The sequence below is a fragment of the Bradyrhizobium sp. 191 genome (genome assembly GCF_023100985.1).
Lineage (GTDB): Bacteria > Pseudomonadota > Alphaproteobacteria > Rhizobiales > Xanthobacteraceae > Bradyrhizobium > Bradyrhizobium diversitatis.
Window position 1 is genome coordinate 2,153,537 of the sequence record NZ_CP064692.1, and the last position, 15,074, is coordinate 2,168,610.

Genomic DNA, 15,074 nt, shown 5'->3' on the forward strand with positions numbered 1-15,074 from the left:
GGCCTTCTACTGTGCATGGGGTTGTTTTCGCGATTTTGTCTTGAGCCCACCGAAAAAAATTCGCGAGACCTCCTCACCCTCCCTGCAGGATCTCCGCAATCGCAGCCCCCGCCGCGATGGTGCCGAGCCTGCCGCCGACGTCGCGCGTGGCCCTGCCCTCGCCGATCGCCTTCGCCGCCGCTGCCTCGATCGCGCGCGCAGCCTCCTCATAGCGCACGGCGCCGCTGTTCTCGCCGTGCCAGGCCAGCAGCAAGGCCGACGACAGGATCAACGACACCGGATTGGCGACGTCCTGCCCCGCAATGTCGGGCGCCGAGCCGTGCGCGGCTTGCGCCATGGCATGGCGGTCGCCGACATTGAGCGAGCCGCCGAGGCCCAGGCTGCCGGAGAGTTCCGCCGTGAGATCGGACAGGATGTCGCCGAACATGTTGGTCGCGACGATGACGTCGAAGCGATCGGGATTGCGCACCACATGCGCCATCATGGCATCGACCAGAATGTCGTCGACCACGAGACCGGGATATGTCCTTGCCGCCGCGCGGCAGATGTCCAGGAACATGCCGTCCCCGATCTTGAGCACATTGGCCTTGTGCACGATGGTCAGATGCTTGCGCCGCTTCATCGCGAGCCGGCAGGCGGCGTGCGCGATGCGCTCGCAGCACGCCCGCGTGATCCTTCGCAGCGAGATCACGACGTCAGGCGTGACCAGCATCTCGCCATTGCCCTGTTCCATGTTGCGGTCGGCGTAGAATCCTTCGGTGTTCTCGCGCACTACGACGAGGTCGAACTCGCCGAGGCGGCCGGGCCGCCCGGCATAGGTGCGCGCGGGCCTGACATTGGCGTAGAGATCGAGGCTCTTGCGGAAGTGCCGCGACGGATTGATCTCGCCATGCGCCTCGTCCTTGAAGTCGAAGGTCGCGGTCGGCCCCAGGATCAGCCCATCGGCCGTGCGGGCGATGTCGAGCAGCTCGGGGCGGACGGTGGTGCCTGATAGCCTCAAGCTCACGTGACCGACCGCATGCTCCTCCAGCCGCAGATTGAGCTGGAAGCGCTCGGAGGCTGCCCGCAGCACGCCCGTTGTCGCGGTCGTGATCTCCGGTCCGATGCCGTCACCGGGCAACACGACGATGTGCATGGCGCTCTCCTAAGATTGCAACAGCCGCCGTGATCATACGCCGGTGGATGGCATCAGCGCCCAACCTTCGCGCATACACAGCATGCGCGCTTGTGCCTGTGGCAGGCGGCCCGGCCGTAGTACATGCCGAGAGGCCCCAGCTCCGCCGCCGGAGCAACGCGCGAACGCAATGACAACGAGGCAATGACAATCACGTTACCGGCCGCCACGCGCGAGCCCGATCACACCATGTCCGATGGCCTGCCGGCCGGCCAGCGGCGCTGGGCCATCGCTGCGATCTTCACCGCGCTGGCGATGGCCTCGCTCGACACCGCGATCGCCAACATCGCCCTGCCCGCCATCGCCGCCGATCTGCACGTCACGCCGGAGCAGTCGGTCTGGGTCGTCAACGTCTACCAGATCGCGCTGGTCGCGACGCTGCTGCCGCTGGGCGCGCTCGGCGAAATCGTCGGACACCAGCGCATCTATCTCGGCGGCCTCATTCTGTTCACCATCGCCTCGCTGCTCTGCGCGGTGGCGTGGTCGCTGGACAGCCTGCTCGTCGCGCGCACGCTGCAGGGCCTGGGCGCGAGCGGCATCATGAGCGTCAACACCGCGCTGGTGCGCTTCGTCTATCCCGGACGGATGCAGGGCCGCGGTTTCGGCCACAACGCGCTGGTGGTCGCGACCGCCTTTACCTTCGGTCCCTCGATCGCCTCCGCCATCCTGGCGATCGGCCCGTGGCCCTGGCTGTTCGCCGTCAACATCCCGTTCGGCCTCGTCGCCATCGGCATCGGCTTTGCGATGCTGCCGAAGACCTCGCGCGCCGATCATGGTTTCGATTTTCTCGGCGCGATCCTCGCCGTCGCCTGCCTCGGCCTGTTCATCACCGGCATCGGCAGCGCCGCGCACAATTTGTCGCCGGTGGTCGTGGGCATCGAACTGGTCTCCGCCCTCGCGCTCGGCTTCATCCTGGCGCGCCGCCATGCCGGCCATCCCGCGCCGATGCTGCCGATCGATCTGTTCAGCCGGCCGATGTTCGCGCTGTCGGCGGCGACCGCGGTGTGCTCCTTCGCGGTGCAGGGGCTCGCCTTCGTCTCGCTGCCGTTCTACTTCGAGGACGTGCTCGGCCGCTCTCAGGTCGAGACCGGCTTCTTCATGACGCCCTGGCCGCTGGTGGTCGGCATCATGGCGCCGATCGCGGGACGCCTCTCCGACCGCTATGCCGTCGGCCTGCTCGGCGGCATCGGCCTCGTGCTGCTCGGCCTCGGCATGGCGCTGCTCGCCATGCTGCCGGCCAATCCTGCGATTCCCGACATCATCTGGCGCATGGTGATCTGCGGCATGGGGTTCGGCTTCTTCCAGGCGCCGAACATGAAGGCGGTGATGTCGAGCGCGCCGCCGCACCGCAGCGGCAGCGCCTCGGGCATCGTCGCCACTGCGCGCCTGACGGGACAGACGACCGGCGCGGCGCTCGCCGCCGCCTGCTTCGCGCTCGCGGGTCACGACGGCGCGACACTGGCGCTCGCGCTTGGCGCAGGCTTTGCCGCGCTCGGCAGCGTGATGAGCTTCCTGCGGCTCGCCGTGAAGTAGACCGGACGCGTTGGCGCGCTTTTCAGGCGACCCTCACGGCGCCTTCTGCGCGATCGGACGGCTCACGACTGCCGCCGTATCGAGCGGCTCGCATTTGACCGTCCGTGTCAGCCTTGGCGGCCCTGTCCAACCCGCGGTCTCGTTCACGGGCACAAACGTGCTTCCTTGCGGCGCCAGAATGATCGGCTCTGATTTCAGGCAGAGATCGGGAAATGCGATGCCATGGCCGCCGGCTCGGGTGAACCGCCCGACCAGCATCTGGGAGGCCTGCATCCGCGTCGCCGGCGACGCCCGCATCGTACGTTCGGGATCGAACGCGCGGTAGCACGGCCAGTCGGTGTGGTTCGGTGCGAACTCGTATACGACCCGGCACGCCGCTCCGGCCGATTTCACGAAGGGCATATTCGAAGGCGCCGCGGCATCGCGTTCGAAAACCAATGTCTGCAGCGTCAACGCTTCCGTCGTCGCGTCGGACGTGACGGGCTTGTCCGCCTGGACCGCGACTTCTCCGCGCGAGAACACCAGCTTGGTTCTGGGTCGCGCGTCCCTGGTCTCCAGCACCAGCGTGGGCCTCTCTGCCCAGGAGCGATCCAGTTCCACCTCGCCGTTGCCCATCATCAGTTGCACATTGCCGACGGAGGGCTTGTCCTTGGCGAAATCGACCAAGCGAAGGTGCACGCTCGACTTCGCCGCCTCGAGGCTCAGGAAGCGCAGGTCGTCCACCTTGCGCGTGATCGGCATCATCGGATCGAAGCGATCGTCGATGTCGAACCGAACGATCTTCTTCAGCCTGGCCGAGAGGGGTCCTTTTGCGGCGAGCGGCGGTGCAACGTCGATCACGAGCAGGGCGCCTTCGGGCGAAAAGCTATTGCCGAAGGCGCGCTGCCGGGCGGCGGTCAGCAGCGAGTCCGCCTGCTGTGCGATGTCCCGCGCGAAATAGATCTGCTGCCCGGGGCGAACCAGCGGAAAGTTCTGAAATGCGCCGAGCGCCGCGCCGTTGCGGACCTCCGTTTCGGGGAAGGTGACGCATTTGGACCGATCGTCATGGTCGGTCTCCTCGACCTTCCGGGACGCAGAGCGCGAACAGAAGCTCAGATGGTGCTCTGTCGTCTTCTGTGGGCTCGCCGAGGTCGCATAGATGAGATCCGAACTTCCGGGTACCTCCATCGGAAGCGGAGAGGTCGCGAACATGTCGACTTCCACGCGGGTCAGCGATGGGCCCGCATCGACCGAGCAGAGATCCCGGGTCGGCAAGGTATTGGTGAGGAGTCGCGCCGCATCGGCGCTGACGACACAGGATATGCTGTTCTCCGAGTTGTTCCGGCTCATCCAGATCAGATGGTTCTTGCCCGCTCCATCGACCAGGAGATGCGGCGCCGCGTGCCGCCGGCGTGGCGGCAACCAGACCGGCATGGTTTCGGTCAGCATGGGCACGCGCTTGAGCAGCACGTCCGGCAACCGCGTCACCCCGACCGAGCGCAGTTCGGCGCTGACGGCGTTGGGATCGGTGGTCCACTCGAGAACGGGAACAGTCGCGCAGGTGATGCAGGTCACGGCCAGATTGGAGCGAAGGTTCTCGAACATGAGAATGACCTGATCGGGGTCATCTGCGTATTTGGCAGGTAGCGTCGCCTTGAATGGATGATCGACCACGCGACTGACCTGAAACCCGTTCGATCGCGACGGATCCGAGTCGAATTCGAAATAGGTCGACCGGTCCCAACCGCGATAGGCGTCGTACCCTCCGAGACTCACGCCGGCCAGAACCATCTTGGAATCGGTCTGACAGCGCGCCGCGCTGCTCTCCTGACTGCTGTTTCGTATGTACACGCACAGCCGAAAAGCCGCGTTTTGCAGAATGCGATCGCAGTCGTTCTGGTTATAGCCGTAGGTCGCAAGGCCGTGGCGATAGCACAGATCGTGAAAGACGCAGGCCTGCCTGAAGCGCTGCAGGACGAGATGGCGCTTCTGGTTGGAATCCGTCCCGCCGTCGAACAAGATGTTGGCCCAGGGCGGCAGGCTGCAGTTCAAGCCCTCGCCGCTGCCGCCGATGGTGCTGACGACGTCCGGCCCCGATTGAAAGGCGGTGACCGTGGCGGGCATCTCGCCGTCGGTGATGTCGTCGACGTTCTTGTAGATGGAATCGGCGATGAAGGAAGGCAGATACGCAAAGGCCAGAACCGCCACGGCAATCAATGCAATCGACCAGCGGATCACCTTCCTGAACATGGCTCAACCCCGTTAAAGCCAATCTGGCAATGACGCAGCGGCGCACCGAAATCATGGCAGGCCCGGTGTCGTCCGGATGACGATCAGCTTGAGGTTGTTCGGCTGTCAAGCCGGGATCTCACACATGACAGCCGCTTTGATTGCCAGAAGGCCTGCCCGGCGGCGCATCGAAGCGCCCCGCGGCCCCCGTAGGCCTTCCGGATCTCAGGCCAGATGTCGAATCTCGGTCGCGTCCATTTCCACGACGGGATTGGGCATGTGCTCGTCCAGCGCGGCCAGACGCTCGTCGATAGCCGCGATCACCTTGCGCGAGAACGGTCCGAGATGCGCATAGGCCGCGATCATCTGCACGGCGATGCGTGCGGACGAGGTGTCACGCTTGGCGCAATTCATGAAGGTCTGCCACAGCGGCCCCCGTGCCTCGGGAAGGGCGGAGACCACCTTGTGCACCGTCTCCATCGCCCCCAGTCTGGCGCGGATATCTCCTTCGGCGAGTTCGGGGCGCTGCCTGGATCGGTCGAGCAGCGTCATCAGGCGGTCGACGCGTCCTGCATAGGCCGCCGGGCTGTAGGTGTGCTCCAGCACCCGCCTGTAGTCCAACAGGATGTCGCGCAACGGGCGGACGGGATCGAAATTGATGCCGGCCGTGCACTGATCGGCGCCGATGGTCGGCGCCACATCATGGCCCGGATGCAGCCGGCCTTCGCGCTCGAGGCGGCGCGTGAGCTGCGTGTTCGGCAAGGCATAGAGCAGGCCGACCATGGCGACGGGAATCGCGGCCTCCTCGATGAATTCGATCATGGCCTCCGCCATCGAGACCTTCTCGTTGTCGAAGCCGACGATGAAGCCCGCGGTGACCAGCATGCCGGCGGCGTAGATCTTGTGGATGCTCTCGGCGATGTTGCGCCGCGTGTTCTGCTTCTTCCGCATCGCGACCAGCGTCGCCGGGTCCGGACTTTCGATGCCGACGAAGATACCGAAGAAATTGGCCGCCCCCATCAGCTCCAGCAGCTCCGGATCGTCGGCGAGGTTGACCGAGGCTTCCGTGGAGAATTCGAAGGGATAGCCGTGCGTGCGCTGCCATTCGGCGAGCCTCGGCAGGAATTGCCGCAGCGACTTCTTGTTGCCGATGAAATTGTCGTCGACGAAGTCGAGATGGCCGCGATAGCCCATCCGGTAGAGCGTCTCGAGCTCGACGAACATCTGCTCGACCGTCTTGGTCCGCGGCACCCGGCCATAGAGCTCGATGATGTCGCAGAATTCGCAGGTGAAGGGACAGCCGCGCGAATACTGCACACCGAGATAGAGATAGTCCTCGAACTTGAGCAGGTCGAAGCGCGGCACCGGCGTCTTGGTGACGTCGGCCTGGAACTTCGGCGCGGTGAAGGTGCCGGAACGTGCGCCGCTCTCCCAGGCTGCGATGAATTCGTCGATGACGCTCTCGGCCTCGCCGAGCACCCGGAAGTCGGCCCGCTCATAGAGGTGGGGGCTCGAGGTGGGATCCGGACCGCCGACCACGACCGGCTTGCCGGCGGCGCGACACATCTCGATCAGGCGCAGCGTGTCGGCCTGCTGCGGCATCATTCCGCCGGTGAACACGACGTCGGCCCAGGCGAGATCATCGTCGCCGAGCGGCGCAGTGTTGCAATCGATCAGCCGGACCGTCCAGCTCTCGGGCAGCATCGCGGCAACGGTGATCAGGCCCAAGGGGGCGGCAGGGCGCTTGACGCCCATCACTTTGCAGGATTCGCCAAAGCTCCAGAAGGACTCTGCCGAGAACAGCGGGTAGAGCATCAGCACGTTGCAGGGACTCGGCACGTTCATGGAACTCCTTTTGCTTCGGCCCAGTGTACCAGAGCGCAGGCGTCTTGCATCCCGGCAAAAGGGACAAACTGTCGCCGCTGTGCGGGGCGCGACCCGGGCCTGGAACCGGCCTTGACGGCCGGTCGTCGCCTGAAGCCACGGATTGGCGCCCATGGAGCAGACGTCAACCCGAATCGATCGACGAAGGGATGAGGCAAAACAGCGCCGCGGTCCATACTCTCGCGGGCCGGGCAATGCCTCCCGGCTAGCCCTCGGACTGTTGATTTGAACAGTTCCAGTTTGCCGGACAGATTGCGCCCCTGAGTTCAATCGGTGGATTGGGCCAATCAGGGGACTTGCGATGGCAAACCTAACAATCAACGGAAAAACCTTCACTCTCGACGTCGAGCCGGATACGCCGCTGCTTTGGGCGATCCGCGAGAACGCCGGCCTGACCGGGACCAAATATGGTTGCGGCATTGCACAATGCGGCGCCTGCACGGTCCACATGGATGGGGTGGCGATGCGCTCCTGCGGGATCTCGGTCAGCGAGGCCGAGGGCAAGAAGATCACCACGATCGAGGGGCTCGCATCCGCCGATTCCCTGCACAAGGTTCAGGAAGCCTGGATCGCCCAGGACGTGCCGCAATGCGGCTATTGCCAGAGCGGCATGATCATGGCGGTGGCGGCGCTGCTGAACGAGAAGCCGAAGCCGACCGACGCCGACATCGACGAAGCCATCACCAACATCTGCCGCTGCGGCACCTTCCAGCAGGTGCGCGAGGCGATCCACACGATCGCAAGCGCGTAAGGAGCCGCCCCATGAACAAGCACCTCTCTCCCAAGATGAACCGTCGTGCCTTCGTCATCGGCAGCGCTGCCGTCGGCGCGGGGCTTGCAATCGGCCTCGACATTCCCTTCGGCGGCCCCGCCGTGGTGCGCGCCGCCGACGGCTCGCCCGAGATCGGCGCCTGGGTCGTGATCAGGCCCGACGACACCGTGGTGATCCGCATCGCCCGCTCCGAGATGGGCCAGGGCTCGCTCACCGGTCTCGCCCAGCTCGTCGCCGAGGAGCTCGAATGCGACTGGACCAAGGTCACGACCGAATATCCGACCCCGGGCCAGAGCGTCGCGCGCAAGCGCGTCTGGGGCGATTTCTCGACCGGCGGCAGCCGCGGCATCCGTTCTTCGCAGGACTATGTCCGCAAGGGCGGCGCCACCGCGCGCGTGATGCTGATCCAGGCCGCCGCCGATGCGTGGAAAGTGCCGGCCTCCGAATGCACGGCCGCGAACAGCGTCATCACCCATACACGCTCGGGCCGGACCACGACCTACGGCAAGGTCGCCGAGGCTGCGGCGAAGCTGACGCCGCCAGCGGACGTCAAGCTGAAGGATCCGAAGGACTGGAAGCTGATCGGCAAGGGCGTAAAGCGGCTCGACACCGTCGACAAGACTACCGGCGCCATGATCTACGGCGTCGACGTCAAGCTGCCGGGCATGCTGAACGCCGCGATCAAGGACTGCCCCGTGTTCGGCGGCAAGCTGAAGAGCTTCGACGAAGCCAAGATCGCCGGCATGAAGGGCGTCAAGAAGGTGGTCAAGGTCGGCGATACCGCGGTCGCCGTCGTTGCCGACACCTGGTGGCACGCCAAGACCGCACTGGAGGCGCTGCCGATCGTCTGGGACGAGGGTGACAACGCCAAGGTTTCCAGCGCGTCGATTGCGAAATGGCTGGCCGAGGGACTCGACGACGCGCAGCCGGCCTATGTCGGCAACAAGAACGGTGATGCGAAGGCGGCGATTGCCAGCGCCGCCAAGAAGGTCGAGGCCGTCTACAGCTATCCCTACCAGAACCACGCCACGATGGAACCGATGAACGCCACCGCAATCTACACGGCGGACAAATGCGAGGTCTGGTGCGGCACGCAGAATGGCGAGGCGGCCTTCGCTGCCGTGCTGGAGGCTTCCGGCCTGCCGGCCGAGAAGTGCGACGTGCACAAGGTGATGCCAGGCGGCGGCTTCGGCCGGCGCGGTCAGACCGACTATGTGCGCCAGGCGGTCATGATCGCCAGGCAGATGCCGGGCACACCGATCAAGCTGTTGTGGTCGCGCGAAGAGGACATGGCGCAGGGCAGGTATCACCCGATCACCCAGTGCAAGATGACCGGCGCATTCGACGCCAACAACAATCTGATCGCGCTGCACTACCGCCTGTCCGGCCAGTCGATCCTGTTCTCGCTACGTCCCGAAGCGCTGCAGAACGGCATGGATCCCGTCGCGTTCCAGGGCGTCGCCCAGTCCGGAGACGCCGCGTTCGGCTATTCGGTGCCGAACCTGTTGATCGAGCATGCGATGCGGAACCCGCACGTTCCGCCGGGCTTCTGGCGCGGCGTCAACGTCAATCACAATGCGATCTACATGGAATGCTTCATGGATGAGCTGGCTCAGGCCGCAGGCCAGGACCCGCTCGAATTTCGTCGCAAGCTGATGGGCAATCACCCCAAGCACCTCGCGGTGCTCAATGCCGTGGCCGAGAAGATCGGTTGGGACACGCCGGCGCCGCAGGGTGTCTATCGCGGCATCGCGCAGGTCATGGGCTACGGCAGCTATGTCGCCGGCGCCGCCGAGATTTCGGTGACCGACGGCAGCAAGATCAAGGTGCATCGCATCGTCGCCTCCACCGATCCCGGCTACATCGTCAATCCGGCGCAGGTGGAGCGGCAGATTGCCGGCTCCTTTGTCTATGGCCTCTCCGCGCTGTTCTATGGCGGCTGCACCGTCAAGGACGGCAAGATCGAGCAGACCAACTTCGACACCTACAACTCGATGCGCATCAACGAGATGCCGAAGGTGGAATCGGTGATGGTGCCGAGCGGCGGGTTCTGGGGCGGCGTCGGCGAGCCGACCATCGGCGTCGCAGCGCCGGCCGTACTCAATGCGTACTTCGCCGCGACCGGCAAGCGCATCCGTTCGGTGCCGCTGCGGGACCAGAACATCACGTTCGCGTAAAGCATGATTCGGACCCGAAGGGCCGCGCTAGCGCAAAGCGCGAAGCGGTTTCCGAAAAGGATCATGCTCAAACAACGACTCGCGGCGGCCATGCCGGCCGCCGCAGCATTTTCCGGACAAGCCTCATGAATGCGCCGGTGACACGGCGGAATGCCATCCTCGGCATCGCCGTCGCGGCCACATCGCTCGTCGCACCTTCGATGCTGCGCGCGCAATCGGCGGGCCGCGTCGTCGTGGTCGGCGGCGGCTTTGGCGGCACGGCTTGCGCCCGGGCGCTCAAGCGCGCCGACGCCAGATTGCAGGTCACCCTGATCGAGCCGAACAAGACCTACGTCTCCTGCCCCTTCAGCAACGAGGTGATCGCGGGCCTGCGCGAGATCGAGGCGCAGCAGTTCGGCTATGACAGGCTCGGCGCTGCCGGCATCACCGTCGTCGCCCAGGCTGCAACGGCCATCGACGCGCAAAAGCGTCGTGTGACCACGAGCGATGGCACCGCATTTGGCTATGACCGGCTCGTGCTCTCGCCCGGCATCGACTTCCATCTCGAAGCCCTGCCCGGCTACGACGAGGCCACATCGGAGACGATGCCGCACGCCTGGAAGGCCGGTGCGCAAACGCTTTTGCTGCGCAGGCAACTCGAAGCGATGCCGGATGGCGGCACCGTCGCCATTGCAATCCCGGCCAATCCCTCTCGTTGCCCGCCCGCGCCTTACGAGCGCGCCGGCTTGATCGCGCATTACCTGAAGACGAAGAAGCCGCGCTCGAAAGTTCTGATCCTCGATGCCAAGGACACTTTCTCCCTGCAGCGGCTGTTCGAACAGGCATGGAAGGAGCTCTACGGCGACATGATCGAACGCGTCGCCCTCTCGCAAGGCGGCCGCGTCACCTCAATCGATGCCGCGACCAAGACCATCGTCACCGAATTCGGCAACTACACCCCTGATGTCGCCAACGTCATCCCACCGCAGCGCGCCGGCCGCATTGCCGGGGTCGCGGGCGTTGCTGATGCGACCGGCTGGTGCCCGATCGATCCTGTCACGTTCGAATCGAAACTCGTCCCGAACGTCCACGTCATCGGCGACGCCAGCCTTGGCGGCGGCATCCCAAAATCGGCCTCCGCTGCTAGCGCGCAGGGCAAGGCCGGCGCGGCCGCGATCGTCAACCTGCTCGCGGGTCGCACACCGGAGGCGCCACGACTCGCAGGGGTCTGCTACAGCACCGTCGCGCCCGGCTACGGTTTCTCGCTCGCCGGCAACTACCAGCCCAGGGGCGACATCTTTGCCGAGGTCGAGGGCGGCGCGACCAGCCCAGTCGACGCGCCACGCGAATTGCGGGCGCGCGAGGCGACTGAAGCCGAGCGCTGGTTTCAGGCCATCACGGCGGATTGTTTTGGCTAGAGCAATGATGGAACGGGCCTGCCGCCACGACCCCAGTGTGCCCCCTCCCCCGCCTGCGGGGGAGGGTTGGGGAGAGGATGTCTCAACAGCGAAGACTCCCCCAGAGGAAAGAACCCTCACCCGGCGCTGCGCGCCGACCTCTCCCGCAAGCGGGAGAGGCAAGAGGAGGCCGCGGCTTGATCTCTCGTCTCACATTCCTTCGATTGTCGCTGCGGTGATCGCGCTAAGCCTTGCACTTGCCGCCGGCGCGAGAGCCGAAGAGCTCCTGCCCTACACAATCGTCAGCGACAGCATTCCCGCCTCGCTCACAGGTTTCCCCGGCGATGCCGCGCGCGGGCGCGCGCTGGTGCTGGCGCGCACGACGACCTGCATTCTCTGCCATTCCGGGCCATTTCCGGAAACCCGGTTCCAGGGCGATCTCGCGCCTGATCTCACCGGCGCCGGGAACCGGTGGTCGGTGAGCCAGTTGCGGCTTCGACTGGTCGATGCCTCGCGTTTCAACCCGCAGACCATCATGCCGTCCTACTATCGCGCCGACGGCCTCGTCCGCGTCGGACGCAACTTCGCCGGCAAGCCGATCTTGTCGGCTGCGGAGATCGAGGACATCGTGGCTTTTCTTGCAACGCTTCGGGACTAGGTTCATGCCAACCACGCGACGACAATTCCTGGGCCTCGCCGGCGGCGTGACGGTCGCCGGCACCATCCCGATCGTCACGCTGCGGCCGATCGAAGCAACGCCGGCAATGCTCAACACCGCGATCCGCAACGTCGTCGGCGAAGCACAGATTCGCAACGGCAGGGTGAAGCTCGACATTCCGCCGCTGGTCGAGAACGGCAACACGGTGCCGATGACGGTGAGCGTTGCAAGCCCGATGACGGCCGATGACCACGTCAAGAGCATCCACGTCTTCAACGAAAAGAACCCGCAGCCGAACATCGGCAATTTCTATTTCGGCCACTCCACCGGCCGAGCCCAGGTCTCGACCCGGATCCGGCTCGCCGATACCCAGAAGGTCGTCGCGATCGCGCATCTCTCCGACGACACGTTCTGGCAGGTTGCCGCGGACGTCGTCGTGACGTTGGCCGCCTGCACCGAGGAGACGAACTGATGGCCGCCCTCATCAACGTTCCCTCGAAGGCCAAACGCGGCGACATCATCGAGATCCGCACGCTGACCTCGCACATCATGGAGACCGGCTTCCGCCACACCGCCGACGGCAAGCTGGTGCCGCGCGACATCATCACGAGCTTTGCATGTCGCTACAACGGCACGGAGATTTTTCGCGCCGATCTGTTTCCGGCGATCGCGGCGAACCCATATTTGTCGTTCTTCACGGTCGCGAAGGACAGCGGCAAATTCGAGTTCGAATGGATCGGAGATAACGGCTATTCGACAACCGCGTCGGCATCGATCACGATCGAATGATCTCCTGGCGCGCGATAGCGGTGGCAACCTTGTTCACCGCAGCTCCTGCCCTGCTCGCCGGTGAAATCCCACCCGATGCACGCCGCTCCGGCTACACCTTCATGGGCCCGGACACGCGCGCCATGCAGGACGACGACACCACCAATCCCGGCATGCTGTTCGTGCTCGACGGCGAAGCGCTCTGGGCGAAGAAGACCGGCAGCGCCAGCAGAGCCTGCGCGGATTGTCATGGCGATGCGCGCAGCAGCATGAAGGGCGTCGCGGCGCGCTACCCCTCCTTCGACAAGTCCCTCGGCCGTCCCGTCACGCTCGATCAGCGGATCAATCTTTGCCGCGCCGATCATCAGCAGGCGGCGCCGCTGCCCTACGAGAGCCGCGACCTGCTCGCATTATCCGCTTTCGTCGCCCACCAGTCGCGCGGCATCCCGATCACGGCCGGTGACGATCCGCAAGCCAAACCCTTTGTCGCGCAGGGCCGCGCGCTCTTCATGCAGCGCGAGGGCCAGCTCAACCTCGCTTGCACCAACTGCCATGACGACAATTTCGACAAGCGCCTTGCGGGCGCGCCGATCACGCAGGGACAGCCGACCGGCTATCCGCTCTACCGCCTGGAATGGCAGACGCTGGGATCGCTCGCGCGGCGGCTGCGCAGCTGCATGACCGGCGTCCGCGCCCAGGCCTATGACTACGGCTCGCCCGAGCTGGTCGCGCTCGAGCTCTATCTGATGTCGCGGGCGCGTGGCCTGCCGATGGAGACGCCGGCGGTGCGTCCCTGAAAGGAACCGGCCGGGACACCGCCCGGCCGTTCCGCGAGACTTGAGGCCACGCCTACTCCGCCGGCGCGGCCGACATCTCCGGATGCGCGACGTAGGGCTCGCTGGCGCCGAGCTTGGCGGCGGCGAACAGGCCGGCGGCCATCACGGCGTAGGCCAGCGCGACCGCGGGCGTCACGCCAAAGCCGCCGCCGATGTCGACGGCCTCGCCGTGCATGAAGCCGAAATAAGTCAGCACGGCCCCGACCAGCGCAAAGGCGGACGCCTTCTCGAAATCCCGTTCGATGATGAAGACTCCGATCGCGCCGAGGATGAGGCCGCCGAGGATGGAGCCGCCGCCCATCACCTCAAGGCCGTGATAGAACACGCCCTGCTGCGGCAGCGCGGCAATCGCGGCGGCCTTGACCGCATCGGCTTTGTCGGCCGCCATTCCGCCGACGGTTGCCGCCGCGTTCATGGTGGAGCCGAGCATCGTATCGATCTGGAGCTTGGCCCAGGCGGCCAGATGCGGGGTCAGCGCCAGCACGATGGCGGGCGCGTGCTTGACCGGCGTGGTCTGGAACGCCTGCGCGCCGATCAGCATGCCGATATAGAGCAGGATCGGCGAGATCGCGACGACGGGCACCAGCGCCAGCAACACCGAGATGATGCCGAACCAGGCCAGCACCACGACCATGATGCCGGTCGCCGCGGAGTAGCCGATCCGGCCGCCCATCGCCTTCCAGCCGGGGTGGCCGATATAGACGGCGTTGATGAAGGGATTGCCCATCAGGCAGCCGATCAGGCTGACGACGCCGTCAGCGGTGAGCACGCGCGTGGTCGGATAGTCGTCGCCGGCCGCTTCCGCGCTCTCGACATTGTCCATAGCCTCGACGAGGTCGTAGATGCCGAACGGAATGGCGGTGACCAGGATGATGCCGAGGAATTCGAAGCCGGAGAAGACATAGCCTATTGCCGGGATCGGCACCGAGAAGCCGAAGTTGGCGAAGGCAGCGCCAACGCCTTTGAGGCTCAAGCCGCCAAGGCCGAGCCCGAACAGGTTCGAGCCCCAGGCGATGACCATACCGACGGCAATGGCGACGAGACCGGCGGGAATGCCGCGCCAATACTTCACACCGCCGAACCAGCTCACCAGGATGATGGCGAAGCAGACCAGACCAATCTGCGGCGTCATGTACATCTCCAGCGCCGGCCGCATCGAGATGAAGGTGACGGAGACCCCGGCAAGCGTGCCGAGCAGCGCTGCGCGCGGCGTGATCTTGCGGATGAACGGCGCAATGAAGCCGCCGATCATGAGAATGAAGCTCTGAAAGAACACCCAGACGAGGCCCGCCGACCAGCCCTTGAGCGGGTCGCCGGTCTTCAGCGTGATCGGCAGCATGATGACGAAGGTGACGATGAACATGTGCGGCACGCTGACGCCGGAGGGCAGCGCGCAGACGTCGTTGCGGCCGGTCCTCTGCGCCAGCCGGTACGCGAGATACGCATAATAGAAGGTGGACAGGCACATCATCAGCCCGAGCGCGGGCAGGATGCGGCCGAACACGAGGCTGTCGGGCATCTTCAGCACGAAGCGCAACAGGCCCGTGAGCACCAGCATGTTGACGAGGATGTTGGTGCCGAAGCCGAAAAGCGCGTTCCAGTCGCCCGATGTCCATAGCGCCGGCTTGAACTCGGACTTGTTCAGCTCAGAACTGCCGGCCGACCCCGTCAATGTGCTCATGATAGTA

General features: G+C 65.3%; 12 protein-coding genes. 8 read left to right on the top strand and 4 right to left on the bottom strand.

Features of this window, described 5'->3' with window-relative positions; genetic code table 11:
• Positions 1-73: 73 nt before the first annotated feature.
• Positions 74-1,135 carry an isocitrate/isopropylmalate family dehydrogenase gene (locus IVB23_RS09855; RefSeq protein WP_247803380.1) on the bottom strand — a complete coding sequence of 354 codons (1,062 nt, stop codon included), beginning with the start codon at positions 1,133-1,135 and terminating at the stop codon, positions 74-76.
• Positions 1,136-1,318: 183 nt separating this feature from the next.
• Here IVB23_RS09855 and IVB23_RS09860 point away from each other — a divergent pair, with 183 nt between their 5' ends.
• Positions 1,319-2,707, top strand: coding sequence for an MFS transporter (locus IVB23_RS09860; RefSeq protein ID WP_247803381.1), 1,389 nt, complete (start codon positions 1,319-1,321; stop codon positions 2,705-2,707).
• A gap of 33 nt (positions 2,708-2,740) precedes the next feature.
• On the opposite strand, the gene IVB23_RS09865 is transcribed toward IVB23_RS09860, so the two are convergent.
• Both IVB23_RS09865 and IVB23_RS09870 read right to left on the bottom strand, forming a co-directional pair.
• Complete coding sequence (locus IVB23_RS09865) at positions 2,741-4,936, bottom strand: hypothetical protein (RefSeq protein WP_247803382.1); 2,196 nt, start codon at positions 4,934-4,936, stop codon at positions 2,741-2,743.
• Between the two features lie 204 nt (positions 4,937-5,140).
• Positions 5,141-6,760: a B12-binding domain-containing radical SAM protein gene (locus IVB23_RS09870; protein ID WP_197968360.1), complete on the bottom strand. Its 1,620-nt coding sequence runs from the start codon at positions 6,758-6,760 to the stop codon at positions 5,141-5,143.
• A 340-nt stretch (positions 6,761-7,100) separates the two neighbouring features.
• Here IVB23_RS09870 and IVB23_RS09875 point away from each other — a divergent pair, with 340 nt between their 5' ends.
• The 7 genes from IVB23_RS09875 to soxA all read left to right on the top strand — a co-directional run bounded on the left by IVB23_RS09875 (position 7,101) and on the right by soxA (position 13,347).
• The gene (locus tag IVB23_RS09875; RefSeq protein WP_061878293.1) at positions 7,101-7,550 is read left to right on the top strand and encodes a (2Fe-2S)-binding protein; all 450 of its coding nucleotides are present in this window, start codon (positions 7,101-7,103) and stop codon (positions 7,548-7,550) included.
• An 11-nt stretch (positions 7,551-7,561) separates the two neighbouring features.
• Complete coding sequence (locus tag IVB23_RS09880) at positions 7,562-9,748, top strand: molybdopterin cofactor-binding domain-containing protein (RefSeq protein ID WP_197968362.1); 2,187 nt, start codon at positions 7,562-7,564, stop codon at positions 9,746-9,748.
• A 125-nt stretch (positions 9,749-9,873) separates the two neighbouring features.
• Positions 9,874-11,145: an NAD(P)/FAD-dependent oxidoreductase gene (locus IVB23_RS09885; RefSeq protein WP_061878295.1), complete on the top strand. Its 1,272-nt coding sequence runs from the start codon at positions 9,874-9,876 to the stop codon at positions 11,143-11,145.
• A 214-nt stretch (positions 11,146-11,359) separates the two neighbouring features.
• Positions 11,360-11,782, top strand: coding sequence for a sulfur oxidation c-type cytochrome SoxX (soxX, locus tag IVB23_RS09890; protein WP_245311961.1), 423 nt, complete (start codon positions 11,360-11,362; stop codon positions 11,780-11,782).
• A gap of 4 nt (positions 11,783-11,786) precedes the next feature.
• The gene (locus IVB23_RS09895) at positions 11,787-12,254 is read left to right on the top strand and encodes a SoxY-related AACIE arm protein (RefSeq protein ID WP_247803383.1); all 468 of its coding nucleotides are present in this window, start codon (positions 11,787-11,789) and stop codon (positions 12,252-12,254) included.
• On the top strand, positions 12,254-12,571 hold the full coding sequence (soxZ, locus tag IVB23_RS09900; RefSeq protein WP_247803384.1) for a thiosulfate oxidation carrier complex protein SoxZ: 318 nt from the start codon (positions 12,254-12,256) through the stop codon (positions 12,569-12,571). Before IVB23_RS09895 ends, soxZ begins: the two co-directional genes overlap by 1 nt.
• Positions 12,568-13,347 (top strand): sulfur oxidation c-type cytochrome SoxA, encoded by a 780-nt coding sequence (gene soxA, locus IVB23_RS09905; protein WP_247803385.1) that lies wholly within the window; start codon positions 12,568-12,570, stop codon positions 13,345-13,347. Before soxZ ends, soxA begins: the two co-directional genes overlap by 4 nt.
• Before the next feature lie 52 nt (positions 13,348-13,399).
• Here soxA and IVB23_RS09910 read toward each other — a convergent pair whose 3' ends face one another.
• On the bottom strand, positions 13,400-15,067 hold the full coding sequence (locus IVB23_RS09910) for a regulator (protein ID WP_247803386.1): 1,668 nt from the start codon (positions 15,065-15,067) through the stop codon (positions 13,400-13,402).
• Positions 15,068-15,074 lie beyond the last annotated feature (7 nt).

What these genes read in the sequence shown, in the direction of transcription:
- IVB23_RS09865 (WP_247803382.1), bottom strand. Translation starts at nt 4,936, where the DNA reads ATGTTCAGGAAGGTGATCCGCTGGTCGATTGCATTGATTGCCGTGGCG.
- IVB23_RS09860 (WP_247803381.1), top strand. Translation starts at nt 1,319, where the DNA reads ATGACAATCACGTTACCGGCCGCCACGCGCGAGCCCGATCACACCATG.
- IVB23_RS09875 (WP_061878293.1), top strand. Translation starts at nt 7,101, where the DNA reads ATGGCAAACCTAACAATCAACGGAAAAACCTTCACTCTCGACGTCGAG.
- IVB23_RS09885 (WP_061878295.1), top strand. Translation starts at nt 9,874, where the DNA reads ATGAATGCGCCGGTGACACGGCGGAATGCCATCCTCGGCATCGCCGTC.
- IVB23_RS09895 (WP_247803383.1), top strand. Translation starts at nt 11,787, where the DNA reads ATGCCAACCACGCGACGACAATTCCTGGGCCTCGCCGGCGGCGTGACG.
- IVB23_RS09870 (WP_197968360.1), bottom strand. Translation starts at nt 6,760, where the DNA reads ATGAACGTGCCGAGTCCCTGCAACGTGCTGATGCTCTACCCGCTGTTC.
- soxZ (WP_247803384.1), top strand. Translation starts at nt 12,254, where the DNA reads ATGGCCGCCCTCATCAACGTTCCCTCGAAGGCCAAACGCGGCGACATC.
- IVB23_RS09855 (WP_247803380.1), bottom strand. Translation starts at nt 1,135, where the DNA reads ATGCACATCGTCGTGTTGCCCGGTGACGGCATCGGACCGGAGATCACG.
- IVB23_RS09880 (WP_197968362.1), top strand. Translation starts at nt 7,562, where the DNA reads ATGAACAAGCACCTCTCTCCCAAGATGAACCGTCGTGCCTTCGTCATC.
- soxA (WP_247803385.1), top strand. Translation starts at nt 12,568, where the DNA reads ATGATCTCCTGGCGCGCGATAGCGGTGGCAACCTTGTTCACCGCAGCT.
- IVB23_RS09910 (WP_247803386.1), bottom strand. Translation starts at nt 15,067, where the DNA reads ATGAGCACATTGACGGGGTCGGCCGGCAGTTCTGAGCTGAACAAGTCC.